The 25800-nt window shown below is 41.8% G+C and carries 25 protein-coding genes and 1 tRNA gene; 6 read left to right on the forward strand and 20 right to left on the reverse strand.

Features of this window, described 5'->3' with window-relative positions:
* Nucleotides 1-75: 75 nt before the first annotated feature.
* The gene (gene secG / locus WMZ97_RS04180; RefSeq protein WP_343270819.1) at nucleotides 76-309 is read right to left on the reverse strand and encodes a preprotein translocase subunit SecG; all 234 of its coding nucleotides are present in this window, start codon (nucleotides 307-309) and stop codon (nucleotides 76-78) included.
* A 152-nt stretch (nucleotides 310-461) separates the two neighbouring features.
* Here secG and WMZ97_RS04185 point away from each other — a divergent pair, with 152 nt between their 5' ends.
* Entirely contained in the window at nucleotides 462-1379 is a 918-nt protein-coding gene (locus WMZ97_RS04185; RefSeq protein WP_343270821.1) for an alpha/beta hydrolase, read from the forward strand.
* 140 nt (nucleotides 1380-1519) lie between these two features.
* Nucleotides 1520-3232: a phosphoenolpyruvate--protein phosphotransferase gene (gene ptsP / locus WMZ97_RS04190; RefSeq protein ID WP_343270822.1), complete on the forward strand. Its 1713-nt coding sequence runs from the start codon at nucleotides 1520-1522 to the stop codon at nucleotides 3230-3232.
* A 53-nt stretch (nucleotides 3233-3285) separates the two neighbouring features.
* Here ptsP and WMZ97_RS04195 read toward each other — a convergent pair whose 3' ends face one another.
* The 10 genes from WMZ97_RS04195 to WMZ97_RS04240 all read right to left on the reverse strand — a co-directional run bounded on the left by WMZ97_RS04195 (nucleotide 3286) and on the right by WMZ97_RS04240 (nucleotide 12753).
* Nucleotides 3286-3537: a hypothetical protein gene (locus tag WMZ97_RS04195; protein WP_343270823.1), complete on the reverse strand. Its 252-nt coding sequence runs from the start codon at nucleotides 3535-3537 to the stop codon at nucleotides 3286-3288.
* A gap of 52 nt (nucleotides 3538-3589) precedes the next feature.
* On the reverse strand, nucleotides 3590-4177 hold the full coding sequence (locus WMZ97_RS04200; protein ID WP_343270824.1) for a nitroreductase family protein: 588 nt from the start codon (nucleotides 4175-4177) through the stop codon (nucleotides 3590-3592).
* A 53-nt stretch (nucleotides 4178-4230) separates the two neighbouring features.
* A complete protein-coding gene (locus tag WMZ97_RS04205; RefSeq protein WP_343270825.1) occupies nucleotides 4231-5184 on the reverse strand; it encodes a nucleoside hydrolase in 954 nt (317 codons plus the stop codon).
* Between the two features lie 196 nt (nucleotides 5185-5380).
* Nucleotides 5381-6667 carry a phosphopyruvate hydratase gene (eno, locus tag WMZ97_RS04210; RefSeq protein WP_343270826.1) on the reverse strand — a complete coding sequence of 429 codons (1287 nt, stop codon included), beginning with the start codon at nucleotides 6665-6667 and terminating at the stop codon, nucleotides 5381-5383.
* A 31-nt stretch (nucleotides 6668-6698) separates the two neighbouring features.
* Entirely contained in the window at nucleotides 6699-8234 is a 1536-nt protein-coding gene (gene gpmI / locus WMZ97_RS04215; RefSeq protein WP_343270827.1) for a 2,3-bisphosphoglycerate-independent phosphoglycerate mutase, read from the reverse strand.
* Entirely contained in the window at nucleotides 8231-8989 is a 759-nt protein-coding gene (tpiA, locus tag WMZ97_RS04220; protein WP_343270828.1) for a triose-phosphate isomerase, read from the reverse strand. The genes gpmI and tpiA overlap by 4 nt, the downstream gene beginning before the upstream one ends.
* Nucleotides 8990-9006: 17 nt before the next feature.
* Nucleotides 9007-10188, reverse strand: coding sequence for a phosphoglycerate kinase (locus WMZ97_RS04225; RefSeq protein ID WP_343270829.1), 1182 nt, complete (start codon nucleotides 10186-10188; stop codon nucleotides 9007-9009).
* A 120-nt stretch (nucleotides 10189-10308) separates the two neighbouring features.
* On the reverse strand, nucleotides 10309-11316 hold the full coding sequence (gene gap, locus WMZ97_RS04230) for a type I glyceraldehyde-3-phosphate dehydrogenase (protein ID WP_343270830.1): 1008 nt from the start codon (nucleotides 11314-11316) through the stop codon (nucleotides 10309-10311).
* Nucleotides 11317-11352: 36 nt separating this feature from the next.
* Entirely contained in the window at nucleotides 11353-12381 is a 1029-nt protein-coding gene (locus WMZ97_RS04235) for a sugar-binding transcriptional regulator (protein WP_343270831.1), read from the reverse strand.
* A gap of 120 nt (nucleotides 12382-12501) precedes the next feature.
* Nucleotides 12502-12753 carry a glutaredoxin family protein gene (locus WMZ97_RS04240; protein ID WP_343271090.1) on the reverse strand — a complete coding sequence of 84 codons (252 nt, stop codon included), beginning with the start codon at nucleotides 12751-12753 and terminating at the stop codon, nucleotides 12502-12504.
* Nucleotides 12754-13011: 258 nt separating this feature from the next.
* Between WMZ97_RS04240 and WMZ97_RS04245 the strand changes: the two genes are divergently transcribed.
* The 3 genes from WMZ97_RS04245 (at nucleotide 13012) to WMZ97_RS04255 (ending at nucleotide 16717) form a co-directional block, all read left to right on the forward strand.
* Nucleotides 13012-13503: a hypothetical protein gene (locus WMZ97_RS04245; RefSeq protein WP_343270832.1), complete on the forward strand. Its 492-nt coding sequence runs from the start codon at nucleotides 13012-13014 to the stop codon at nucleotides 13501-13503.
* Between the two features lie 13 nt (nucleotides 13504-13516).
* The gene (menA, locus tag WMZ97_RS04250; RefSeq protein WP_343270833.1) at nucleotides 13517-14440 is read left to right on the forward strand and encodes a 1,4-dihydroxy-2-naphthoate octaprenyltransferase; all 924 of its coding nucleotides are present in this window, start codon (nucleotides 13517-13519) and stop codon (nucleotides 14438-14440) included.
* 603 nt (nucleotides 14441-15043) lie between these two features.
* Nucleotides 15044-16717 (forward strand): SLC13 family permease, encoded by a 1674-nt coding sequence (locus tag WMZ97_RS04255; RefSeq protein ID WP_343270834.1) that lies wholly within the window; start codon nucleotides 15044-15046, stop codon nucleotides 16715-16717.
* A 76-nt stretch (nucleotides 16718-16793) separates the two neighbouring features.
* On the opposite strand, the gene WMZ97_RS04260 is transcribed toward WMZ97_RS04255, so the two are convergent.
* Both WMZ97_RS04260 and WMZ97_RS04265 read right to left on the reverse strand, forming a co-directional pair.
* On the reverse strand, nucleotides 16794-18002 hold the full coding sequence (locus WMZ97_RS04260) for an MFS transporter (RefSeq protein ID WP_343270835.1): 1209 nt from the start codon (nucleotides 18000-18002) through the stop codon (nucleotides 16794-16796).
* A 162-nt stretch (nucleotides 18003-18164) separates the two neighbouring features.
* A tRNA-Arg gene (locus WMZ97_RS04265) sits at nucleotides 18165-18240 on the reverse strand.
* Between the two features lie 476 nt (nucleotides 18241-18716).
* On the opposite strand from WMZ97_RS04265, the gene clpP reads away from it, so the two are divergent.
* Nucleotides 18717-19313, forward strand: a complete 597-nt coding sequence (gene clpP, locus WMZ97_RS04270) for an ATP-dependent Clp endopeptidase proteolytic subunit ClpP (protein ID WP_343270836.1) — start codon at nucleotides 18717-18719, stop codon at nucleotides 19311-19313.
* A gap of 112 nt (nucleotides 19314-19425) precedes the next feature.
* Here the strand turns inward: clpP and WMZ97_RS04275 are convergent, their stop codons facing one another.
* The 7 genes from WMZ97_RS04275 to WMZ97_RS04305 form a co-directional block, all read right to left on the reverse strand.
* On the reverse strand, nucleotides 19426-19683 hold the full coding sequence (locus WMZ97_RS04275) for an HPr family phosphocarrier protein (protein ID WP_343271091.1): 258 nt from the start codon (nucleotides 19681-19683) through the stop codon (nucleotides 19426-19428).
* A gap of 121 nt (nucleotides 19684-19804) precedes the next feature.
* On the reverse strand, nucleotides 19805-20761 hold the full coding sequence (gene whiA, locus WMZ97_RS04280) for a DNA-binding protein WhiA (protein WP_343270837.1): 957 nt from the start codon (nucleotides 20759-20761) through the stop codon (nucleotides 19805-19807).
* A 39-nt stretch (nucleotides 20762-20800) separates the two neighbouring features.
* Nucleotides 20801-21772 (reverse strand): gluconeogenesis factor YvcK family protein, encoded by a 972-nt coding sequence (locus WMZ97_RS04285; RefSeq protein WP_343270838.1) that lies wholly within the window; start codon nucleotides 21770-21772, stop codon nucleotides 20801-20803.
* Nucleotides 21769-22659, reverse strand: coding sequence for an RNase adapter RapZ (gene rapZ, locus WMZ97_RS04290; RefSeq protein ID WP_343270839.1), 891 nt, complete (start codon nucleotides 22657-22659; stop codon nucleotides 21769-21771). The genes WMZ97_RS04285 and rapZ overlap by 4 nt, the downstream gene beginning before the upstream one ends.
* Nucleotides 22659-23147 (reverse strand): NUDIX hydrolase, encoded by a 489-nt coding sequence (locus tag WMZ97_RS04295; RefSeq protein WP_343270840.1) that lies wholly within the window; start codon nucleotides 23145-23147, stop codon nucleotides 22659-22661. The genes rapZ and WMZ97_RS04295 overlap by 1 nt, the downstream gene beginning before the upstream one ends.
* A gap of 533 nt (nucleotides 23148-23680) precedes the next feature.
* Nucleotides 23681-24634: a thioredoxin-disulfide reductase gene (gene trxB / locus WMZ97_RS04300; protein WP_343270841.1), complete on the reverse strand. Its 954-nt coding sequence runs from the start codon at nucleotides 24632-24634 to the stop codon at nucleotides 23681-23683.
* Nucleotides 24635-24714: 80 nt separating this feature from the next.
* The gene (locus WMZ97_RS04305) at nucleotides 24715-25725 is read right to left on the reverse strand and encodes a tetratricopeptide repeat protein (RefSeq protein ID WP_343270842.1); all 1011 of its coding nucleotides are present in this window, start codon (nucleotides 25723-25725) and stop codon (nucleotides 24715-24717) included.
* Nucleotides 25726-25800 lie beyond the last annotated feature (75 nt).

Genomic DNA, 25800 nt, shown 5'->3' on the forward strand with positions numbered 1-25800 from the left:
CAAACATCCTTTCCTATCCCTTCCTGCTCAAACAAAAAATAACCCCTACTGTTGATTTGCAGTAAGGGTCATTTTTCATTGTAATACATATGCACTTAAAAAAGCCAAGACGAAGAAAAGAACTCCTGTTACGATCGTGCTTCGATGTAAAACAAGATCAGCACCTCTTGCTTTTTGTTTCCCGAATAATTGTTCTGCGCCGCCAGATATAGCTCCGGATAATCCTTCACTTTTTCCGGATTGCAATAGAACTAAAATAATCATAATAATTGCATCGATTACTAATAATACGTGTACAACCCCTAACATTACGATAGCACCTCCTGAACGAACAATAGCCTACTAGTAACTGTAGCATAATTCTATTTCAAATAGCAAGTATATTTTCTCTGATGAAAACCTTGGACGGACAGCCGAATAAATCATATGATAGAAGTAAAGTAAATGTAAACGGAGGGGCAATGATGAAGGACTATTGGCTATCTGCAAGTGATGCAACAGAGATTTATGTAAAAGAGTGGGGCGAAGAAATTACTAAACCGAAAGCAATTGTTCAACTGGCCCATGGTATGGTGGAGCATGTCAGCCGCTACCATGATTTTGCCACATTTTTAACGCGGCATAACATCATTGTTTTTGGGAATGATCATCGTGGCCATGGAAGAACTGGTGAAAGACAAGGTATGCTTGGGTATTTAGCTGCTAATGATGGTTTTGCAAAAACAGCTGACGATTTGTACAGTCTTACGAAACATATCAAGCGGCAATTCCCTGACACACCACTATTTTTACTAGGGCATAGCATGGGCTCCTTCTTCGTACGTTATTACCTGCAAACACACAGTGATATGGCAGCTGGGGTGATTTTATCTGGCACGGGATTTTATCCGAATGTGACTTCCCAGTTTGGCCGAGTGATCGCTTCACTGCTCCCACCAAAAAAACCGAGCAAGCTAATGAATTATCTCGCTTTTCATACATATAATAATCGGATTACCGATCGCCAAACCCCTTTTGATTGGCTAAGCACCGATCGGGTGGCGGTCCAAGCGTATATGAATGATCCGTATTGCGGCTATATCCCAACAGCAAGGTTTTTTGTTGACTTGATGAATGGACTAATGGCCATCCATAACCAGAAAGATAACAAATGGATCCGCCATGACCTTCCCATGTTACTGATCAGCGGGGATGCGGATCTAGTTGGGAGTTACGGAGATGGCGTATGGAAAACTGCCAACATGTATGACCAGGTAGGGCTTGACCAGATTACTGTCCATCTGGTAAAAGACGCACGGCATGAACTATTAAATGAACGAAATCAAGCAGATGTGTACCAATGGCTGCTTACATGGATTAATCAGCATTTACCTGCGTAAATAGAGCATTTATTTAAATGAAAATAGAACCTTTCAAACACACAAGACACTCTTTTGAAGAGCTTGAATCCACTACACAAAAAAGCATAAAATAGAAAAAGACATTACATTATTTCTTTTGAAAGGCTGGTCGTTAAATTATGTCATTTATTGACGGAATAGCTGCAGCAAACGGAATTGCAATTGCAAAGGCCTATCAGCTTGTTACTCCTGATTTGGCGTTTGAAAAAAAACCAACTGATAATCCAAATGATGAAATAAGGCGCTTGGATCAAGCATTAGAAGTATCCAAGCAGGAATTAGAAACAATACAGGCATACGCTAAACAAGAAATTGGCGAAGAGCATGCAGAAATTTTCGCCGCTCATTTGCTTGTACTGAGTGATCCGGAATTAGTAAAGCCAATTAAAGATAAAATCAAAACCGAAAATGTTATGGCGGAAACGGCCTTAGAAGAAACAGCTGCCATGTTTATCGACATGTTTCAAACAATGGAGAACGAATACATGCGTGAACGTGCTGCTGATATTCAGGATGTAACCAAACGAGTCTTGGCCCATTTGTTAGGCGTCACCATTCCGGATCCTGCGTTGATTAACGAAGAAGTCATCATCATCACACATGATTTAACGCCGTCCGATACCGCCCAATTAAATCGCGCATTTGTAAAAGGATTCGCAACCAATGTTGGCGGCCGCACTTCCCATTCAGCCATTATGGCACGGTCACTTGAAATTCCTGCCGTTGTCGGTACAAAAGAAATCACGAATTTGGTTTCACATGATGACATCGTTATTGTCGACGGTTTGAAGGGACAAGTTATTGTGAATCCATCCGATGATGCATTGAAAGCGTATCAAGAAAAACAAGCGAATTTTGCCAAACAGAAGAAAGAATGGGCCAAATTAAAAGACGAGCCAACAATTACTGCTGATGGAGCGCAGGTCGAGTTAGCTGCCAATATTAGTACACCTCAAGATGTTACGGGAATGTTGACAAATGGCGGTGAAGGGATCGGGCTTTACCGGACTGAATTTTTGTATATGGGTAAATCCGAGTTGCCAACCGAGGAGGAGCAATACGAAGCATATAAATCTGTATTGGAACAAGTTGATGATAAACCGGTCGTCATACGAACACTTGACGTTGGTGGGGATAAAGCAATTAGTTACTTTGATTTACCGAAAGAAATGAATCCATTCCTAGGATTTCGTGCGATTCGTTTCTGTTTGGAGAATGAATCGGTTTTCCGGACACAACTGCGTGCATTGTTACGTGCCGGTACACATGGTAATTTAAAAATCATGTTTCCTATGATTGCAACACTGGAAGAATTTCGACAGGCAAAGGCCATTTTAATAGATGAAAAAGAAAACTTGAAAAACGAAGGAAAACAGGTTTCTGATAAGATCGAAGTTGGTATCATGGTGGAAATCCCATCAACTGCCATTATCGCAAAACAATTTGCCAAAGAAGTAGACTTTTTTAGCATCGGAACAAACGACCTGATTCAATATACAATGGCAGCGGATCGGATGAACGAACGTGTTTCGTACCTTTACCAGCCATACCATCCTGCAATACTGAATTTGATCAATCATGTTATTGAAGCTGCACATGAGGAAGACAAGTGGGTAGGTATGTGTGGCGAAATGGCTGGAGACCCAATTGCGATCCCCATTCTCTTAGCACTCGGACTTGATGAATTTAGTATGAGTGCAACATCCATCTTACCGGCTAGGACACAGCTTGCTAACTTATCCAAGGAAAAATTAGTTTCCTATAAGGACAAACTCCTGAAGATGGCCACGGCCGAAGAAGTGGTTGAATTCGTGAAGGAAAAAACAGATTAAAAAGAATCCACCTGGGTTAAATTTTACAGGTGGATTTTATTAGTTGGTGCTTTTTATTCGATAAGTACGCTAATCGATCGAGAACGCGGGGCAACCGATCGACAGCCACACCAAGTAGTGATCGGGAGGGTAATGTGGCCTTCTCGATTGACTTTCACGCTTGCTTGAGCAGCTTTTCCTGGCTCTCGATCAGCTTTCACGCCTGTTCGATCAACTTTTCCTGGCTCTCGATCAACTTTCACGCTTGCTTGAGCAGCTTTTCCTGGCTCTCGATCAACTTTTCCTGGCTCTCGATCAACTTTCAATCTCCAACCATCAATTTCCAAAACACGGCGATACCTTAGACCTATATTCCTTTTATTCCGTTATGATTTCAAGTTTTTCTTCTATTGCTGTTCGACCTTTATTTCGTGACACCTTTTTGGGATAGCCAATTTGCATAACGGCTGCTATCTTTATTTGGTCACTACTCAACCCAATATCTCGGGCAAATCCCGGATCATGCATATAGGGGGTGATGGTCCATAACATGCCAACTCCAAACGACCATGCTGCCAGTTGCACATTTTGAATAAAAGCACAAACGGAAGAGTATTCTTCTTCATAGCGAATCGGATCCTGATCGATCGCAAAATAAATGACTGCGTGATGGGGAATCCCCAGCAAAAATTGCTTCATGGAGACAATCATCTTTTCAGTCTTTGGATCATTATCCTGCTTCAGCATTCCAATCCGCTGATAACTGGCAATAATTGCGTTCACGAATGCCGTTTTTCCATTGCCTTGATACATTTTTATATTCCAGGATTCCTTCATATAATGAGTAGGGGCCCATGTTCCATAGGTCAAAATCTCTTTTAAAATCGTTACGTCTACTTCTTTTTCGTAAAAACTGTGTGTACTTCTTCTTTCTTTAATTGCTTGAAGTATGTTGATAACAAACACCTCGCTAATCTAACGTTCTTTTTAGATTAGCACATCCCTGGATCCTTTACCCATTAAAACGCCTCTCCCGTCATAATTGACATAAACTCCCGGTAAAATTTGGGATAATCCAATGTAAAGGCAATACGGTGCTCTTTTCCTCCTCCATTTTCAGGGTTTAGATATGGTCGAATGTCTGCGATACTTTGCCCCCGTGCAGCTCCCTTTTGATCCTGGACGATTTGCACTGGAAGATTGCGAAAGCCAAACATCTCCTCATTGATTGTCGCCATTAATGTTAACGCATCATGGACAGGGCTACCCTGAACATGGGGATTTCGTTTTTTGTAGAAATTATAATAATAATCCAGCAACGGCTTGACGATTTTTGCTTTTCCTATATAAGCAATATAATCGACCATTTCTGGAGTGACAATGGCTTTTTCGGTGACATTCATCGGAATAATGGTTACGTTATGTGCATGCGTTAAAACGGTTTTGGCTGCAATGGGATCTGCATAAAAATTCGCCTCCGCTACAGCAGTTATGTTACCAGGCACCCAAAATGCACCGCCCATAATATAAAACGACTTAATGGTCCGCATTAATTCCCGATATAAAATAAACATTGTCGCTAATGAGGTCAGCCTTCCAATGTTAACCACCACCAGTTCTTCTTGATGCTGCTTAATTATATTGACAATTTCAAAAAAGTTTTCGATCACACCATCTGGTAAATCTGGCGGTACAATTGGCCCCAGCCCATATTTACCGTGAATTTCCGGTGAATATGCTGGTGTTTCCCCGGAGAAAGGTTTCTCCGCTCCACCAATAATTTTAACCTTTTTTTCGGAAATACCAAATAAACGTGATAAATAACGAACGTTCAATACAGCCCGCTTTCTTGGCACATTTCCATAGTCTGCCACCACTCCAACCAGTTCTACCTCTTCTTTAAAATAAGCATAAATCAAGGCCATTGTGTCATCAATCCCAACATCCCCAAAAAGCAGCACTTTTACCGACATGCACATCCCCCTATTTTTGTAAGTATTATGTTTCTTTACAATTTATTACACATCGGTATTATCTAGACCAAAGAAAAAGCACCACCTATCAGATAAGTGGTGTTTAGTGAAAAAATCTATGGATAATTTACGCTTTAACTACTTTCGCCCGAGTAGTCTCGTCCGGCTATAGCACTCAGCGACTAGTATGCTTTCTTTACTTCTTCAAATTATAAAACGCGGTAACTCCAGCATATTCACCCATGCCAGCCAATTCATCTTCAATACGCAGCAGCTGATTATATTTCGCCACGCGATCTGTACGAGAAGGGGCACCCGTTTTGATTTGCCCGGCGTTTGTTGCAACGGCGATATCGGCAATGGTTGCATCTTCGGTTTCTCCTGAACGGTGAGAAATAATAGCCGTGTAGCCAGCACGCTTTGCCATCTCAATCGCTTCAAAGGTTTCAGTTAACGTACCAATTTGATTTACTTTGACGAGAATGGCATTGCCTACTCCCTGTTCGATTCCTTGAGCAAGCCGGACAGTATTTGTAACAAACAAATCATCACCAACTAATTGAACTTGATCACCGAGTCGATCCGTTAACTTTTTATGACCTTCCCAATCGTTTTCGTCCAATCCGTCTTCAATCGAAATGATTGGGTAGTTTTCCACCAATGAAGCATACCAGTCAACCATTTCATCTGATGTACGGACAACACCTTCTCCTTTAAGATTATATTTACCATCCTCATAGATTTCCGATGAGGCAACATCCATCGCCAGCTTTACTTCCTCACCTGGTTGATAACCAGCTGCCTCAATTGCTTCCACAATAGTTTGCAATGCTTCTTCATTGGAACCAAGGTTTGGAGCAAATCCACCCTCATCACCGACCGCTGTATTATAGCCTTTAGCCTTCAGTACGCCTTTTAATGAATGAAAAATTTCTGCTCCCATCCGCAAAGCTTCCTTAAATGAAGGTGCGCCAACGGGCATGATCATAAATTCCTGGATATCTACATTATTATCCGCATGCTCCCCGCCATTTAAAATGTTCATCATCGGGGTTGGAAGTGTCTTCGCATTAAAACCGCCTAAGTAATTATATAAGGATACTTCTAAATAATTGGCTGCGGCATGGGCGACTGCCATTGATACACCCAAGATGGCATTGGCGCCTAATTTGCCTTTATTTTCGGTCCCATCCAACTCAATCATTAGCCGGTCAATAATATTCTGCCGGGTAACGTCTAAGCCAAGTAATTCAGGGGCAATCACTTCATTGACATTCTTAACCGCTTGGGTAACTCCTTTGCCAAGATAGCGTTCCTTATCCCCATCACGTAATTCCACTGCTTCGTGTTCCCCTGTAGAGGCTCCACTTGGAACGATTGCCGAACCAAATGCGCCTGATTCGGTAAATACTTCTACTTCAACGGTTGGATTGCCACGCGAATCTAGTACCTCGCGAGCATATACATCTGTAATATATGGCATGAAAAACTCTCCTTTGTTTTTGAAATTCATCTTATTTTTTGATCAGTGATGTACCCGTCATCTCTTTTGGCTTGTCCACATCTAATAAGTCAAGCAATGTTGGTGCAACATCGGCGAGAATTCCGCCGTTTCTTAGTTCAACGCCTTCTTTCGTCACAATAACCGGCACCGGATTTGTTGTATGAGCAGTCATTGGATCGCCTTCTGGTGTCACCACTTCATCTGAGTTTCCATGGTCAGCAAAAATAATCGCATATCCGCCCAGCTCTGTAATTTTATCCACTACTTTGCCAAGACACTCGTCAACTGCTTCAATTGCTTGAATCGTTGGCTCCAACTTTCCGGAATGGCCGACCATATCAGGATTAGCAAAGTTGAGGATAACCGCATTTTCCTCACCCTTATCAAGTTCCTCCAGCAAGGCATCCGTTACCTCATAGGCGCTCATTTCCGGTTGTAAATCATAGGTAGCTACTTTTGGCGAATTAATTAATATTCGTTTTTCCCCCGGAAACTCCTGCTCACGACCGCCACTCATAAAGTACGTGACATGCGGGTATTTTTCGGTTTCCGCAATTCGCAGTTGTTTCATATCATGCTGGGCCAATACCTCACCAATGGTATTATCCAGGTTTACCGGTTGATATGCAACATAGCCATCAACCGATTCACTGAAATTCGTCAGCATCACAAAATCAAGATTCTTTGGCACCTTGTCTCCCCGGTCGAAGTCATGAAAATCTTCATCCGCGAATGTGCGGGAAATTTGGATCGCCCGATCTGGACGAAAATTGTAAAAAATGATGGAGTCCTCATCTTGGACCGTTGCTACAGGATTGCCATTTTCATCGGTCAAAACAGATGGGATAACAAACTCATCATAGATCCCATTTTTATAGGAATCATCAACTAGTTCATAAGGGTCTTCATATTTCGGACCTTCGCCATAGACCATGGCGTCATAGGCTTTCTTAACGCGATCCCAGCGTTTATCCCGATCCATGGAATAATAACGGCCGGAGATCGTCGCAAACGCTCCAACCCCATATTCGTTCATTTTATCCTGTGTTTGTTTAATAAATTGCTTCGCCGTTTGCGGACCAACATCACGTCCATCCAAAAACGCATGCACATAGACCTGATCGAGTTCTTGTTCTTTGGCCAATTTCAATAAAGCAAACAAATGATTAATGTGACTGTGCACACCACCATCAGATAATAAACCAAAAATATGCAATTGCTTATCATGTTTTTTTGCATGCTGCATTGATTTGACAAATGCACTGTTTTCGAAAAAGTCCCCTTCCTCTATGGACAGGTTCACGCGTGTCAAGCTTTGATAAACAATACGTCCTGCACCAATATTTAAGTGTCCGACCTCCGAATTTCCCATTTGTCCTTCGGGAAGTCCTACTGCTTTTCCACTTGCTTGCAGTTGATTATGCGGATACTTCTTCCAAAGCATGTCAAAATTTGGTTTGTTTGCCTGTTTGACCGCATTTCCTTGCTCTTCCTGACGAATCCCAAATCCGTCAAGAATAATAATCGCCCCTAGTTTGTTACTCATTTTGTACCAGCCTCCACGAGCTCTAAAAAGGAATCAGCTTTTAGACTTGCACCGCCAACCAAGGCGCCATCAATATCCGATTTGCCAAGCAGTTCATCAATGTTTGCCGGCTTGACGCTCCCACCATATTGAATGACAACTTTTTTAGCTGTTTCCGTCGATGTCATCTCGCTAATCACATTGCGAATATGGCTGCATACCTCATTCGCTTCATCGCTTGTTGCTGTCTTTCCCGTACCAATCGCCCAAATTGGTTCATAGGCAATAATCGTTTCTGCAACCTGGTCATTCGTTAAACCAGCAAGTGCTTTTTCGACTTGACCTTTGACGTGGGCCATCGTTTCATTTTGTTCCCGCTGCTGAAGTGTTTCCCCAACACAAACAATCGGAACGAGATGATGCCTGAAAGCCGCGTGCGTTTTCTTATTCACCGTTTCATCCGTTTCAGCAAAATATTCCCGGCGTTCGGAATGCCCTAAGACAACGTGGGTTACTCCCAAGTCGTTCAACATAACCGGGCTAACTTCACCAGTAAACGCTCCATTCTCTTCAAAGTGCATATTTTGAGCGCCAATTTTCACAGGTGAATTGGCTGCCTTTTCGACAAGAGACGCCAAAAATGGGAATGGAGCACAGACAATTGCTTCCGCCTGTTGATCGATTGGTGTTTTTCCAGCTATTTCATCAAGGAATTGATCGGCTTCAGATAAGATCTTATGCATCTTCCAATTACCAGCAATTACTTTTTTTCGCATATTATCACCTCATAAAATTAGTTATCATCTAGTGCTTCGACACCAGGGAGTTCTTTTCCCTCCATAAACTCTAATGATGCTCCCCCACCTGTTGAAACATGATCCATGTCTTTAGCAAAGCCGAATTTCTCAACAGCGGCTGCGGAATCACCACCACCAATTACTGTGTAGCCTTTCGTTTCAGCCAATGCTGCTGCAACTGCCATCGTTCCCCCGGCAAAGGCATTCATCTCAAATACCCCCATCGGCCCGTTCCAAATAATTAGTTTGGAATCCGCAACAATCTCACTATACCAATCTCTTGTTTTCGGACCAATATCGAGTGCTTCCCAATCAGCAGGAATTTGCTCGATAGCCACGATTTTTGTGTTGGCGTTTTCTGAGAAGTCATCGGCGACTACTGCATCGATCGGCAAGACAAAGTGAACCCCTTTATCTTCTGCCTTTTTCATGAATTGCTTGGCCAGATCCAGTTTATCTTCTTCCAGTAAGGATTTGCCGATTTCATACCCTTTTGCTTTGATAAATGTGTAGGCAAGGCCACCACCAATAATTAAGTTATCAACTTTATCCAGTAAATGGTCAATGACATCAATTTTGTCTTTTACCTTTGCCCCGCCAATAATTGCAGTAAATGGTCGTTTCGGATTTTCCAATGCATTTCCTAATACCTGAAGTTCCTTTTCCATTAAAAATCCAGCCGCAGCAGGTAGCTTTTTGGCAATACCTGTAGTTGATGCATGGGCACGATGAGCCGCTCCAAAGGCATCATTAACGTACAGATCAGCCATTGCAGCAAAGGCATCAACTAATATAGGATCATTTTTTTCTTCACCTGGATCAAAACGAACATTTTCGATTAGTAGCAAATCGCCCGCTTTTAGCTGGGAAAGGGCTTCGTCGACCTCGTCCCCATAGACAGCATCCGTTTTCAGCACTTGTTTACCTGTCAAATTGCTTAAATGCTCAGCAACTGGATCCAAGCGCAGTTCTTCAACTACTTTCCCCTTAGGGCGGCCAAGGTGGCTCGCTAGAATAACAATAGCTCCTTGTTCGGTTAAATAGTTAATCGTCGGCAATGCAGCCTTCATCCTTGTGTCATCCGTCACTTCCCGATTCTGCATTGGCACATTAAAATCCACACGACAAAAGACCTTTTTCCCTTGCACATCAAGGTCTTTCAATGTTTTCTTATTCACAGCATCGTGCCTCCCTCGAAAAATATGTATCGATGTTGTTGTTCCCTTAATTTCTCATTTTAACCTATAAGAAAAGGGAGAGGAAACATTATCCTCCCCCCATTATATCCTAACTTGATCCTATAGTCCTTTTTCACCTATAAATGCTGCCATATCAACGCAGCGGCTGGAGTATCCCATTTCGTTATCATACCAGGATACAACCTTCACCATATTATCTTCCAGAACCATTGTCGATAAGCTATCGAAAATAGACGAATGCGGGTTACCAACAATGTCTGACGATACAAGCGGATCTTCTGTATACTCCAAGATACCTTCCAATTCCCCGTTTGCTGCTTCTGCAAACGCCTTGTTCACTTCTTCAACTGTTACGTTTTTCTCCAGGTCGGCTACCAAATCAATGATGGAGCCATCTGGGGTTGGTACACGGATAGCCATACCGTTCAGCTTGCCATTCAGTTCTGGCAATACCTTTCCAACTACTTTGGCTGCCCCGGTTGTTGTTGGAATAATATTCTGTGCTGCTGCACGGGCACGACGATAGTCTTTGTGCGGTAAATCAAGAATCTGCTGATCATTGGTATAAGAGTGAACCGTAGTCATCAAGCCATGTTTCAAACCAAATTTCTCATGAAGTACTTTGGCCAGCGGTGCAATTCCATTTGTTGTACAGGATGCATTTGATAGTACATGGTGTTTTGCCGGATCGTAATCCTGCTCGTTGACTCCCATTACCATCGTTAAATCTTCTTCTTTTGCAGGAGCGGAAATAATTACTTTTTTCGCACCGGCATCAAGATGTTTTTGGGCGTCATTGCGTTGTGTGAAACGGCCTGTCGATTCGATAACAACCTGAACACCAAGATCTCCCCAGCCTAAGTCTGCTGGGTCGCGTTCTGATAAAACTTTGATTTCGTTACCGCCAACAACCAAGTTCCCGTTATTCACCGTAACCTCTTCATCCAATTTTCCATGAACAGAATCATACTTCAATAAATGTGCAAGCATGTTCGCATCGGTTAGATCATTTACTGCTACGACCTCTACTGCATCATTTTTTAATGCCTGGCGAAACACATTGCGTCCAATACGTCCAAATCCATTAATACCTAGTTTTACCGTCATATGATAGTCCTCCCATGAACTTATATTTAAATATATTTAAAGGGATTTCTCCCTCAATATCGCTTCTGCTGCGGCCTCATCCGTAATAAATAGATCGCTTTTGTCATGCTCAAAGTAAGATGTAATTGCCTGGGCCTTCGAACGGCCACCAGCTACAGTGATGACATAGTTCGCATTCTGTAAATCATCAATCTGGATGCCGATCGTTCGTACTTTATGAACAACTTTACCCAACTTATTAAAATAATAACCAAACGCTTCACCAACTGCTTCTTTGACAACTAACTGCTGCATAATATCATCGGCAGTCTTCCGTCGTTTTGCCATGGTGAGTGCATCGCCAATTCCATGTAATACGATATCGGCATGACGAATCAGTTTTAGCGTTTCTTGAATGGATGGTTCATAAAGCATCGTTTGATACGACGTTTCACTTAACGGATCGGGAACATAAAGCAACCGATAATCTCCATCCGCTTTTTGCGCCATTTCAGCGGCAATGGTATTTGCCTGATTTTCCACTTTTTCACCGATTCCACCCCTGGCAGGTACAAACAAACACGTGTGAGCATTGGCAATCGGATACATCGCTTGGGCAACAGCAGCCATTGTCGTACCACCAGTCACAGCAATAGTCTGTTGCTCCGTGATAAAACTCTTCAAAAACGAGACACATGCTTTTCCCATTTCTAGCTTTACCCCGTTCTCATGATCACTATTACCAGGTACCACGATGGCTTTACCGACATGTAATGCGTCTTGCAGGCGTTCTTCTAATACGGTTACACCTGCCATTTCTTTCATAAAAGCAGTTAGTTGATCCACTACTACTTTTCCCTCTTCACTAATAAGCATTCCTTTTGTCGTTACGAAAAGTAAACCCTGGTCGTGCAGCAAGTCTACCTCAGCCCGCACGACTCGTTCGGTAATCCCTAACTGTTCTGCAAGACCTCGCCTGCCAATTGGCTGCAATAAGCATACACTATTTAAGATAGTATACCGTTGTTGCATCACCTCAAGCATGTCTGGGCATAATTGTTTTTGTAAATCGATTAATGCTCGCATGGCTAAGCTCCTTTGCTGGATAAAAAATGTCCCGGCAGGTCATATTATGTCCCACATGGAGCAAAAAAATTACACAAAGTAACTTTGTATAATTTAATTTTACCATAATACACGATTATTTCAACTTTTAGACCTCATCAATTGAAGTGCATCCTCAAGCGTATCGTAATTTATTTGCTCACAATTCAATTCAACCGTATTTACCTTCACATATGGAATAAGCAATTGATATTTTTCCAGCCATTCATCATTTGTATAGATATCCCGTTCTTCCATGGTAAAGGAATAGTCTTGTTGTAACAATTTTAAAAGTGCACGTGCATCTTCACATAATGGACAATTATTCTTCGTGTAAAAAATAACATGGCTCATCATCGTTCCTCCAATGATTTATTATGGCTGCAACTATTTCCATAATCTCCACTTGTTATTGTGACACATAACCAGATATATATATAGTGATATGCTTTTAAGCTCAAATGATGTACTCATCCAAACCATTCAAATCAAACTCATCACATTTTGGTGAACATCCCAATTTCGTGATATTTGTCACTACAACAGATGTTTAACAGGATTACAATGAAGACAAAACAAAGTGAAAACAGGTGATTTGGGATGACTTGGATAATGCACCAAATCCTTTTAGTGCTACACATTCTTTTAGCAATTGTTTGGGTGGGCGGTATTTTATTTGTTGGTTGGGGTGTTTACCCTGTCGCGAAGAAGTTTCCATATCCACAACAGCGACATTGGCTTCAAGCTTTAATGCAATGGACCCACTGGCTGTTTACTGCGGCAGGACTTGGGGTTATTATTACAGGAATTTTACTTGGAACGGTGTTGGGACCAATTCAGCAATGGCGCCATGTATGGGAAACAAACTATGGACACATTTGGCTGACAGCATTGATTATTGCGGTTGTCACCTTACTGTGGGGCATATTTATTGGTTACAAGCAATCGATGAACGTTTTCACAAATGACGCCCTTTGGGAGCGAGCGGAACATAGAGACACAAAACCGCTTGCGAAAGCCATGCTTATCACTGCAGCATTGGAATCTGTTGAAATCATTGGATTTATAGCGTTGATTGTTTGTATGGTTTTACTAGGAAGTTAAAGGGGTGGTTTACATGTTATCTATAAAGAAAGAAATGAATCTGATCAAGGTGGAAAAGGAACCATACGTTTACCGATTTTCCTGGATACAGCTTGCCAGACCGATGACCTTTACTGGAACGATCTCCCCCATACTTGCCGGGACTGGTTTAGCTGCGTTAAAAGGACAGATCAATCTGGGCAATTTCATCATCTTATTACTTGCCACGCTCTTGATTCAAACTGCTACCAACATGCTTAACGATTATTACGATTTCCGAAACGGGCAGGATCAAGAAAAATGGACGGTAAAATCCGAAACTGGGCCTGCCCATCAAGCGGTTCCAGTAATAGCGGGAACATTGCTTGTGATTGCCGCCTTACTTGGCATGTGGCTAGCAATCCACAGTACACCATGGATTATTCTCGCCGGAGTATGTGGCATCATTTTTGGTTATTTGTATTCGGCCGGCTCACGTCCATTATGTTCACTAGGTTTGGGAGAGTTTGTTGCCGCCATCTTCCTGGGATTTATGACTACTAGCTTGGCATATGTGGTTCAAGGGTTTCCAATGGATAGCGACATTCTTTCCGTATCATTACCCTTTGCACTTTTAATCGCATCCATGATCTTGACAAATAACATTCGCGATATCGAAAAAGACCGTCCATTCCGCCGTACATTGGCGATCGTCTTTGGGCGTAAGAAGGCTGTATTGCTACTCGCCATGATAGTAGCACTTGCTTATTTGTGGATAGTTACTTTAATTCTAACCAGTGCAGTTTCCTGGCTATCGGTCGTTGTCATCCTTGCCCTTCCTATTGCTATTAAACTGGGCTGGAATTTACGAAACAATGCAAGCAAAGCGGAAAAAACAAACAGCATGAAACTAGCTGCCATCCATCATTGGGTATTTGGGCTATTATTTGCATGTAGTATATGGATGGGTTTGTTGTGAATACGTAAACAGACTGGGACGATGAGACCACTAAAGTAATCATTTGGAAGAAAATGGACTGAATGTGCGAGGGCTAGCCTGAATCGTACGGGAACTGGCTTGTGGCGTGCAAGGGCTGACCCGAATCGTGCGAAGGCTGACCCGAATCGTGCAGGAACTGGCCCGAATCGTGCAGGAACTGGCCCGAATCGTGCGACAGCAAAAACGAAATGTGTGAGATACATAGATTTTCAAAACGAATCTATGTCACCTTTTCAGCTGCCTCAGGGGCAATGACGCACATTTTTTTCATTAGAATTTGCATTCCGTTTTCGTTATGCCCAGCCTTTATTTAATTTGAAAAATGCGCGCCCCTTAATCTAGTTGTACTTTTCCTCAGGCAATATGGAACATTTAAATAATGGTCCACATTTCGAGCACGAAAATATTCGCATATTAAAAACCCTTTCAATAACTGCTAGTAAACTTGACCCATATTATTCCATTCCACTCCTGGAAGAGCTGAATTATTGGAATCTATCATCATTTTTCTGCTACGTCATTAAAATATAATATGTTATACTATTTAAGATTCATAACATGAACTTAAAGGAGGAACTTTATATGGTCACCGCAACATGGAATTGGCTTTGGGACAAGCATGATGAGGTAAAAGACATGCTGCGTTTTTTCACCAAGACCAATTCATCTAGCCTGGCAAATGGACAGCCAGACAAAAATGCCAAGCAAAACCAAGCCACACAAAACGGCAGCAGAGGGGGAGGTGGTAGTGGTAACGGCAACCAGCGCAGCTACAAGCCAGCCCAATGGATCGGTCTATTTGCTGGACCAATACTATTCATACTGACATTATTATTTTTTTCACCGGAGGGCTTGTCCAAACCGGGTCTTGCTGTATTGGCAAGTACAATCTGGATTGCCATTTGGTGGATGACTGAAGCGATCCCGATCCCGGCAACATCTTTATTACCGATTATATTATTTCCGTTGACAAATGGACTGGATTTAGGCGCCACAACATCTTCCTATGGCAGTGATACGATCTTCTTGTTCATGGGTGGATTCATGGTTGCGTTAGCTATGGAAAAATGGAATTTGCACAAACGGATTGCATTAGCCATTATATCTGTCATTGGCACGAATATGAACTTGATTGTGCTAGGTTTCATGGTCGCAACAGGATTCTTGTCCATGTGGATTTCCAACACCGCCACAGCAATGATGATGGTACCAATCGGGTTGGCAATCACGTATCAAGTAGCTGATGCCTTAAAAGATAACCCATCAATCGACACTTCTGAAGGAAATTTCGGCTTCGGTAAAGCATTGATGCTCGGAATTGCATACTCAGCATCGCTTGGTGGAATCGCTACATTGATTGGAACACCACCAAATGCCGCACTTCATGGTGTACTAAAAAAAATGTATGATATCGATCTTTCATTTGCAACCTGGATGCTATTCGGTGTACCAGTTGCCTGGATTTTCATCCTGTTTACATGGATTTACTTAGTTAAAATTGCTTTTCCGCAAAAAGTGAAAGCGTTGCCAGGAGGAAAAAGAATCATTCAGTCTGAGAAGGATAAGCTTGGCGGGGCTTCATATGAAGAGAAAGCGGTATTTGTCGTTTTCATCATTACAGCGCTGGCATGGATTACCCGTTCATTTGTCCTTGTCAAAATCAATGCAAATATTGATGACGCTATCATTGCAATGACAGCAGCAATTGTGTTGTTCATCATCCCATCCAAAAATAAAAAAGGCGACTTTTTGCTGGACTGGAATACCGCCGTCAAGTTGCCATGGGGCATTTTACTATTATTCGGCGGTGGCTTGGCCATTGCAGCCGGTTTTACGGAATCTGGATTATCCGAATGGATTGGAAAACAATTGGCTGGACTTGAAGGCATGAACATTATCGTTGTCTTGCTAATTGTTGCTGGCTTGGTTATCTTCCTGACTGAAATCACATCCAATACAGCAACAGCAAATATGATGTACCCGATTATGGCAGCACTAGCTGTAGCACTTGGTATTCATCCATATGCAGTCATGATTGCTGCTGGCGTTGCATCGTCTTGTGCGTTCATGTTGCCGGTTGCAACACCGCCAAATGCAGTTGTTTTCGGTTCAGGTTATCTGCGCATACCGGACATGGCCAAGGCTGGCTTTGCACTGAATATTTTCGGCATCATTCTCGTCACAGCGGCAGTATATATACTCATTCCGCTCGTCTGGGGGATTGACCTGACACATATACCAAATACGTTCAAATAATCATACAAAAGGGAGACCTGTTTATATTAGCAGTCTCCCTTTTGTAATTTATCAGGCGGTCTTCCAACATACGATACTATTCATCTACCACTTGTCTATTCCTCTTCTGCACAAATTGAATAAAAATAATATAAACGACTGGCAATACACCCGCAAATAAGACCAAGCCAATCCAGCCGCCTTTTTCCCATATTGGTGCGGCTGCAGTGCTGCCAAAAGAAACACCAATGTAATAGGCGACCAGGTAAAGACTCGAAGCACTGCCTTTGTGATGTGTCGCCGCCTCGCTGACGGATGTCGCTGTCAAGGAATGGGCTGTAAAAAATCCCAGGCATGCCACACATAAACCGATGACAATCATCATCAATGGTGTGCTAACCGTCATGAAAATACCAATTGCCAAAACCACGATACCAATAAGGCGCAGCTTTTTAAGGCTAAATCTCCCTGCCAGCCAGCCGGCAATGGGTGAACCGACGACACCCAGGCCATAAGCCAAATACATATTGGAAATCGTTTGCAGTGATAGATGATATGGTGCTTCTTGCAAATGAAACGGCAAATAAGTCCAAACGCCCGTAAACGAAAATTGCAATATGATTCCCAAACCAAAAACGAGTAACATGGAAGGATTTTTTAAATGATATAAAAATCCCGCAATATCCTGTTGAAAAGGAAGATTACTAGGAGTGAAGAAACGTGATTTAGGCAAAAGCAGCAAAATAGCAAGAAATACAACCAGACCCAAAAAAGCCAATACATAAAAAGCAGCTTCCCAGGAAAACCGATCAGTAATATACCCTGCGACCACCCTTCCTACCATACCACCAAGGGCGTTACTTGAAATATACAAGGCAGTTGCGACGCCGACACTGCGTGACTCAATTTCCTCACTCAAATAAGCCAATGCTGCAGCAGGCAAACCAGCCATTGCAAATCCTTGGATAAGGCGGAAAACAAGTAGTAATGAAAATGACGGAAATAAAGGCATGATAAAAAACGGAATCACCGAACCAAGCAAGGAAAGCTTAATAAATATCGTACGGCCACTTCTATCAGATAGGAAACCAAGTATGATCAAGCCGATAATTAACCCAGCAATCGTAAACGACATGGACAAACTTGCAGTTGAAGCGTTTACTGCAAATTCATCCACGAAAACGGTCAGCAGTGGCTGCACGGCATACATCGATGCAAAAATGAAGAAAGATGCCAGAGCAAGGCAAAAAGTAATCTTCCAAAAGTAATGTGATTGTATTGTGTACGGCTGTTGCTGCTCTTTCATGAAAATCACTTCCAGACATTTAATGGTTACGGACAGGTCCAATCTCCTATTAAAAAACCTCCCTGATGAATCATCGGGAGGTACAGCCATCTTTGTGATTTACACTGGCAAATAAACATGCATGTCTTTTTTCGCCATATCAACAGTTTTATAAATTATAAGCGCGCCCGGAGGGATTCGAACCCCCGACAGACTTGGTACCGGAAACCAACGCTCTATCCAGCTGAGCTACGGGCGCATGTCAAAAGTAATTAACGCACAATTGCTATTATAACCTCCCTTTCACTTTGATACAAGTCTTTTTTACAAATTTGTCTCTTTTCCTTTTCATTCCACGCAAATCAATAATATTATTAATTATCCTACAATATCTTGAAAAGCATAAGTATTTTTTTGCAAGAAATGCAGGATATATCCACCCCCATGTCAAAAAGGTAAGTATAGTTAGACATTTTACTTTACCAAAATAGTTTAATATTCCATATAATAGGGAATGATGGAAGGGTGAGTTTTCCGTTGTAACAGCAACAGCATGTGTTCATCACATGCGAAGAAATACATCCAGTGTAAAACTGACCAAGATCGATAGAAAGACGTGCTTCAGCAAAAAATGCGATTTCAGTCGATCGTTTTTGTTTGACCTTTTTTGACCTATTCGTTATGATGAAACTATCCAATCCAAATGGATCAATTTGAATGAAGGAGGATTTACACATGAATTTAATCCCTACAGTTATTGAACAAACCAATCGTGGAGAACGTGCATATGACATTTATTCACGACTACTTAAAGACCGAATCATTATGCTGGGAAGCGCCATCGATGACAACGTAGCTAACTCCATCGTCGCCCAATTACTCTTCTTAGAGGCTGAAGACCCGGAAAAAGACATTTCGATCTACATTAACTCACCAGGTGGCTCCATTACAGCAGGTATGGCTATCTATGACACTATGCAGTTTATTAAGTCGGATGTGTCAACCATTTGCACTGGAATGGCAGCATCAATGGGAGCATTCCTATTAACCGCCGGCGAAAAAGGAAAACGCTATGCACTGCCAAATAGTGAAATTATGATTCACCAGCCATTAGGCGGTACACAAGGTCAAGCAACAGATATTGAAATCCATGCAAAACGCATCATTGAAATCAAGAAGCGAATGAATCGAATCATGGCCGAACGTACAGGTCAGCCATTAGAGGTCATTGAACACGATACAGAACGGGATAACTTTATGTCCGCACAGAAATCAGCCGAATACGGTTTAATCGATAAAGTGCTGGAACGAAACACAGATAAAGATAAATAAACGAAATAAAAACATGAAGGCAGACTACTTAATTGGGTCTGCCTTTGTTTTCTTTATGAATAGTTGTAGATATAAACGCTATAACAGAAAAAAGCCATGGCTCCTAGCTTTTCTATTTTGATACTGTAACAAACGAAGCCAAATGATTAATAGCAGATTCCTCGTCAGCACCTTCAGCAATTAACGTAATTGTTTCTCCAGTTCCAACAGCCAGACTCATAAGCCCCATAATACTTTTGGCATTGATCCGTTTTCCATCCTTTTCCAAAAACAAATGTGAGCCATATCGATTTGCCTCCTGAACGAAACGTGCTGCCGGTCTTGCCTGTAATCCTGCTTCAAGCTCCACTGTCACAGACCTCTCAACCACTACCATCATCTCCTCTTTTTTTGTAAACGCTGTCATCATCTGAACGTAGCACCCTTTTTCAAGAAGATGCTACTGAATTATCACATAGTATACCATGAAATACGTGAAAAGTGCATGACATTTAGCTATTTGGCATGCCCAAATTTCCTCCACTACGCAGTTTTTCCGCATATTCATCAATTTTCTTCAAGCGATGGTTGACACCAGATTTAGATATTTTTCCACCCCTGACTAATTCTCCTAGCTCTTTTAACGAGACGTCTTCGTGTTGAATCCGTAAAACCGCTATTTCCCGGAGTTTTTCGGGTAAGACCTCTAATCCAGCTGTTTGTTCAATAAACTTAATATTTTCAATTTGTCTGAATGCCGCACCAATCGTTTTATTTAAATTTGCCGTCTCGCAGTTTACCAAGCGATTAACTGAATTACGCATATCACGAACAATTCGGACATCCTCAAACTTAAATAGCGCATTATGTGCCCCAATTAAATTTAAGAACTCGGTAATTTTTTCTGCTTCCTTAATGTAAGTAATATAACCATTCTTCCGCTCCAGTTTACGTGCCTTCAAATCAAAACTATTTAACAGTCCACATAATGCATCATTATGCTCCTGATAGAAGTTAAAGATTTCCAAATGATACGAAGATGTTTCTGGATTATTGATCGATCCTCCTGCTAAAAATGCTCCCCGCAGATAAGATCTCCTGCAGCAGGTCTTATTTAAAAACTGATCGGAAATCGTCCGTACGAATGTATATGGCCCCTCAAGGATATCCAGATCAGACAGCAGTTCCTGCACATCCTCTTTCAACCTGACAATATAAACGTTATTTTTTTTTAACTTCATTTTCTTACGCACAAGCAATTCTACAGGAAGGGCATAGGAAGATTTAATTAATGTATAAATCCGCCGGGCAATTGCAGCATTTTCCGTTTGTATATCAAGCACATATTCCTGTTTTGAAAGTGAAATAGCTCCATTCATGCGAATCAATGCTGCAAGCTCAGCTAGTTTACAACATGGATCTATTTCCATGGAAGTCAGTTCTTTTTTTATTTCTGACGCAAAGGACATCCCCTCACCTCCCTCTTTCGGTACATCCTCACACGGTAGCTATGCATCCTTTGATTGTTCCAGGATAGTAAAAAGCAGTTTCGCAATCTTATGGGTATCATGCCTTAACGTGAAGCGCGAATGATCGATAATATCTCCTTCAATAACCTGCAAATTCATGGCCAACAGCTGATCGATGTCATAAATAACCGGTTTCGCGTTTTCTTCCGCGTAGACGTTACGCACCGATTCGCTAATTGGTTCATTATGAACAATGATGGAATCCACACAGCCTTTTCCAACATGCTCATATATTGCTTTGACATGGTCACTTGCCGTATATCCTGTTGTCTCCCCTTCCTGAGTCATCACATTACAAACATAGACCACCTGGCCCTTTGCTTGCCGAAGGGCGGTATCAATTTGTGGAATGATCAAGTTTGGCATAATACTCGTATACAGACTTCCTGGAGAAATGACAATTAGATCTGCCTGGTGAATAGCCTTTACTGCATTTGGCAATGGCTTTATCGGTTGGGGCTGTAAAAATACCCGTTCAATTTTTTTATGTGCCAGTGGAATAGCAGATTCTCCAGAGACTATCGAGCCATCGGTCATTTTAGCATGCAATGACATGCTTTCATTCGAAATTGGGTAAATTTTCCCCTTCACATTTAGAACACGAGAGATTTCTTTGATCCCGGTATAAAAATCACCGGTAATTGACGTCATTGCGGCCAGCAGCAGATTTCCCATCGAATGACCGGACAACCCATTCCCATTTGCAAAGCGGTGCTGAAACAAATCTAGCAGCATTGGTTCCGCATCTGATAAGGCAGCAATAACATTGCGAATATCTCCCGGTGCCGGGATTGCCATCTCTGAGCGCAATCGGCCAGTGCTACCACCATCATCGGCAACCGTTACAAGTGCCGTTAACTGAATTGGAAAATCCTTCAACCCCCGCAGAATAACCGGCATTCCTGTTCCACCGCCAATGACCACTACTTTTGGCTGATTATTTCTGCTCATATATGATGTCCTTTCCGTTTATCAATATCCCGATGGGTAATGTGGGTAATATACCCAGTTGATAGTTGCTTGGCAAAATACTCCGCCAAGGCCACCGATCGATGTTGCCCGCCGGTACATCCAATCGCCACAACTAGTTGTGACTTTCCTTCCTTTTTGTATTGTGGCAGCATAAATTGTAATAAATCGAGAACCTTATCATTAAATTTCTGGGTATCTGTCCATTTAAATACATATGAAGCTACATCCTGATTCAGTCCAGTTAATGGCTGTAAATGTGGAACATAGTGTGGATTCGGCAAAAACCGCACATCAAACATTAAATCCGCATCGATTGGAACACCAAATTTAAAACCAAATGAAACCAGATGAACAGAAAAAATCTCCTGTTTATCCTCTGCATAGGCCTGAAGAATTTTTTCACGAAGTTCCCGTGGCTTTAAATTGGTTGTATCAATAATGCGCTGCGCTCTCCCTCGTAGCTCATCTAAAATCTTGCGTTCCTGTTTAATCCCTTTCAGCGGCAGACCACCAACCGCTAATGGATGGGAACGACGTGTTTCCTTATACCGAGTCACCAGTGCTTCATCTTTGGCATCTAGAAAAATAACATGCTCCTGTAGCCAATCCGCCTCTCCCAATATATCAAGTGCTTCAAATAGTGAGTCAAAAAATTCGCGTCCCCGTAAATCCATCACAAGAGCAACACGACGAATGTTATTTGTAGCATCCCGCATCAACTCTAAAAATTTTGGCAGTAAAGCTGGTGGCAGGTTATCAACACAATAATAGCCAAGATCCTCAAAGCTTTGTACAGCAACCGTTTTCCCCGCTCCAGACATCCCGGTAATAACAACTAATTTTGTTTCCTGCTCCATTTCACTCATTACGCATCCCCCTTGCTTGATGTGGTCGGGTTGGCTGAATCCAGCCGCATATCAAGCAACTCATATTCGCTTGTATACGAAAAGGCACCATATAATAATTCATTCGATCGAAGTGCATGCTGAAAGATTTTGTGGTCTCCCTCGGCCATTGGTAATTGCTGCACCCGGTGCAATGGGATCCACTCAAGCTCACCTTCTCGACAGTATGAGGTGATCTTTCCGTTATAGTTATAACAAACAAAGGTAAACATCATCCACTCCTGAACGATCTTCTCCCGTTCATATATATTAAATGTAAAAACTCCCGTCAAGCGTGGATATTCTAAGACTAATGACGTTTCTTCCAAGAATTCTCTTGTTACCGATTCCCTAATGGATTCACCTTGCTCCATTTTCCCTCCAGGAATCGCATACCATCCACGCCTTGGCTTCTTAATCACCAATACATGATCATCATGTATTAATATACAGTTTGTCACTCGCTGCATATATACACCTCTTTCTTAGAGGGAATCATTTAAATACACCACTTCTATTATACAGGAAAAGATGAATGAGCAACAAGAATATGATTAGAACAGAATTAACTGGAGGAGGACAAAACGACATAATTGGACAAGTACAGAACAAAAGCGGAAAGCGCCGTTTAAAAACGTAGAGATTGGAGCGGCGTAATTGAGATAAAGGAAACATGCCCCTGCAACAGGGATATGCCGACTTTGGGCGGCAAGCCCGTTCTTAGTCGGCCTTCCTTTGTCCCCTGAGCCGATGTTGACTTATCGCAGGGCGCCTCTTTTTGGCGCTTGGAGCTGGACGTGGTCGTCTATCTATAAATAGTTAACCACAGGCTTAAAAATTTATAATTTCCTAGACGATAAAAAAAGCACAGACAACAAGTGTCTGTGCAAGAACTAATTTATTTATTAAAAGGGGGTCAATTAGTTATATTTTATTATACCCCTAGAATGTTTCGAGCGTGTTACAACAGCGTTAAAATGAAATTACTTCTTTTTATGATTTTTTAAGACTTTGCCGTTTTTAATTCTTCCAGCAGATTTTCAATATAGCCTTGAGCCGATTGGGCTGCAATACTGCCATCGCCGGTTGCTGTCACAATTTGTCGAAGTTCTTTTTCACGAATATCGCCAGCAGCAAATACGCCCGGGACACTTGTTTCCATGTTTTCATTTGTTGGAATATAGCCATCCTCATTCGTTATACCAAGCGACTTGAATGGCTCGCTTAATGGGACCATCCCAATATAAATAAATACCCCGTCAGCAGCGAATTCACTTTTTTCCCGATTGTCTTTATTGCTTAACGATAAACTGCTCACTTTTCCTTCTGGACCATTAATGGTATCCACAACTGTATCCCAAATGAATTCGATTTTATCATTATCGAATGCGCGCTGTTGAATTATCTTTTGCGCTCTTAGTTGATCGCGGCGATGGATAACCGTTACTTTATTGGCGAAGCGGGTTAAATAAATCCCCTCTTCCACTGCCGAGTCACCGCCACCGACTACTGCTAGGTCTTTCCCTTTAAAAAAGGCTCCATCGCAAACGGCACAATATGAAACACCACGGCCGCCCAGTTCCTCTTCACCAGGTATTCCTAATTTTTTATATTGCGCACCTGTTGTAATAATTAGGGCACGTGTCTTGTATTCATGTTTACCAGCTTTGATCAATTTATATTCGCCATGATCTTCTACATCTTTAATATCACCATACGCATATTCCGCACCAAATTTCTTGGCATGCTCGAACATTTTATTAGATAAATCCGGCCCTAGCACGTTTTCAAAACCAGGATAGTTCTCCACATCTTCCGTATTAGCCATTTGGCCGCCGGGAATTCCCCGTTCGATCATTAATGTGTCTAAATCTGCCCGCGATGCGTAAACCGCTGCAGTCATACCAGCAGGACCAGCTCCAGCAATGATTACATCATAAATTCGTTCTTCGGACATATAATTCAGCCCCTTTATATATATTTAATTCAGCCAACCCTTATCGTATAAGAATCGGTACCTTTCGTCTATTATTCTGCTCAATTACGATTTCCAAGGTCACCTTCACGTACAAGCTTCGGGTGTTTTTTACAGCCTTCTTCCCACAATTTTAAGGCTTTTTCTGTATTTCCTACTTGAGATAGCGAACGACTGTACCACCGATAATACGATGGATGGTTCTTCACGATCCCTTTCGCCAGCATGTGGAATCGGGGTACCGCATCAGCATGCAACCCAATTTTTGCTAACGTTACTGCTATACGTAACTTTTGCTGTTCTTGAATAGGATATACATGTAACAATGCTTGCACATATGTTTCGCATTCTGCTCGCTGATTATGTGCATGACAAAAAATAGCCAGATTGGACCGGCTTACCAATGAGTTAGGATCTTCTTTCAATAAATCATGTTCGATCTGAATCGCCTTTTCAGGAAAACCGCTATGAAACAGTGCCTCGGCATAATCATGCCTGACCGCTGTATACTCTGGAAATACCGTCATCATTTCTTCAATTAATGGCAGTGCCTTATCCCATTCCAAATTTTCCATATGATAAAAAACGGTTTCTTGATAAATCAAGAGTTCGTCCTCTTCCTCTAAGTCCCACTCTTCCTCATCTTCATCGATATCAATCAGCTCAAGTAAACTTTTCGCTTCCTCGCTGAAATCACCATCTGGTTCCTTATCAAGATATGATAACGCATATTTCTTTGCATCCTGTAACAATCCTAAATGGGCATAATTATTTGCCAATAAATAATAACAGTCCATGTATTCTTCTTGGGTAAATTGTATTACCTCGGTTAATAACTGGTTTGCCGCATGATAGGCACCAATTTCTGTATATACAATTGACATTTGACAATGATATAACGGATCGTTTGGTTTCTGTTCAATCGCTTTTTGAAACCATTTTAAGGAAAGATCAAATTTCCTTTTCTGGAAGGCTTCCACACCCTTTGTAAAATAAAAATCGCCTTCAGGTATAAACGGAAGAACGTTATTTGGTTTATTATTTTTTTGTATTTTACTTTTTAATTGCTGCACACTTACTCCCTCATTCTTCATCGACATACAACATACCGAACAAAGTATACCATATATAAGCATAGAAAGGGATTA

Origin of the sequence: Lentibacillus songyuanensis, assembly GCF_039548255.1 — a bacterium.
In the GTDB taxonomy this organism is placed as follows: domain Bacteria; phylum Bacillota; class Bacilli; order Bacillales; family Amphibacillaceae; genus Lentibacillus_C; species Lentibacillus_C songyuanensis.

What these genes read in the sequence shown, in the direction of transcription:
- secG (WP_343270819.1), bottom strand. Translation starts at nt 309, where the DNA reads ATGTTAGGGGTTGTACACGTATTATTAGTAATCGATGCAATTATTATG.
- WMZ97_RS04185 (WP_343270821.1), top strand. Translation starts at nt 462, where the DNA reads ATGATGAAGGACTATTGGCTATCTGCAAGTGATGCAACAGAGATTTAT.
- ptsP (WP_343270822.1), top strand. Translation starts at nt 1,520, where the DNA reads ATGTCATTTATTGACGGAATAGCTGCAGCAAACGGAATTGCAATTGCA.
- WMZ97_RS04205 (WP_343270825.1), bottom strand. Translation starts at nt 5,184, where the DNA reads ATGTCGGTAAAAGTGCTGCTTTTTGGGGATGTTGGGATTGATGACACA.
- eno (WP_343270826.1), bottom strand. Translation starts at nt 6,667, where the DNA reads ATGCCATATATTACAGATGTATATGCTCGCGAGGTACTAGATTCGCGT.
- gpmI (WP_343270827.1), bottom strand. Translation starts at nt 8,234, where the DNA reads ATGAGTAACAAACTAGGGGCGATTATTATTCTTGACGGATTTGGGATT.
- tpiA (WP_343270828.1), bottom strand. Translation starts at nt 8,989, where the DNA reads ATGCGAAAAAAAGTAATTGCTGGTAATTGGAAGATGCATAAGATCTTA.
- gap (WP_343270830.1), bottom strand. Translation starts at nt 11,316, where the DNA reads ATGACGGTAAAACTAGGTATTAATGGATTTGGACGTATTGGACGCAAT.
- WMZ97_RS04235 (WP_343270831.1), bottom strand. Translation starts at nt 12,381, where the DNA reads ATGCGAGCATTAATCGATTTACAAAAACAATTATGCCCAGACATGCTT.
- WMZ97_RS04240 (WP_343271090.1), bottom strand. Translation starts at nt 12,753, where the DNA reads ATGAGCCATGTTATTTTTTACACGAAGAATAATTGTCCATTATGTGAA.
- WMZ97_RS04245 (WP_343270832.1), top strand. Translation starts at nt 13,012, where the DNA reads ATGCACCAAATCCTTTTAGTGCTACACATTCTTTTAGCAATTGTTTGG.
- menA (WP_343270833.1), top strand. Translation starts at nt 13,517, where the DNA reads ATGTTATCTATAAAGAAAGAAATGAATCTGATCAAGGTGGAAAAGGAA.
- WMZ97_RS04255 (WP_343270834.1), top strand. Translation starts at nt 15,044, where the DNA reads ATGGTCACCGCAACATGGAATTGGCTTTGGGACAAGCATGATGAGGTA.
- WMZ97_RS04260 (WP_343270835.1), bottom strand. Translation starts at nt 18,002, where the DNA reads ATGAAAGAGCAGCAACAGCCGTACACAATACAATCACATTACTTTTGG.
- clpP (WP_343270836.1), top strand. Translation starts at nt 18,717, where the DNA reads ATGAATTTAATCCCTACAGTTATTGAACAAACCAATCGTGGAGAACGT.
- whiA (WP_343270837.1), bottom strand. Translation starts at nt 20,761, where the DNA reads ATGTCCTTTGCGTCAGAAATAAAAAAAGAACTGACTTCCATGGAAATA.
- WMZ97_RS04285 (WP_343270838.1), bottom strand. Translation starts at nt 21,772, where the DNA reads ATGAGCAGAAATAATCAGCCAAAAGTAGTGGTCATTGGCGGTGGAACA.
- rapZ (WP_343270839.1), bottom strand. Translation starts at nt 22,659, where the DNA reads ATGAGTGAAATGGAGCAGGAAACAAAATTAGTTGTTATTACCGGGATG.
- WMZ97_RS04295 (WP_343270840.1), bottom strand. Translation starts at nt 23,147, where the DNA reads ATGCAGCGAGTGACAAACTGTATATTAATACATGATGATCATGTATTG.
- trxB (WP_343270841.1), bottom strand. Translation starts at nt 24,634, where the DNA reads ATGTCCGAAGAACGAATTTATGATGTAATCATTGCTGGAGCTGGTCCT.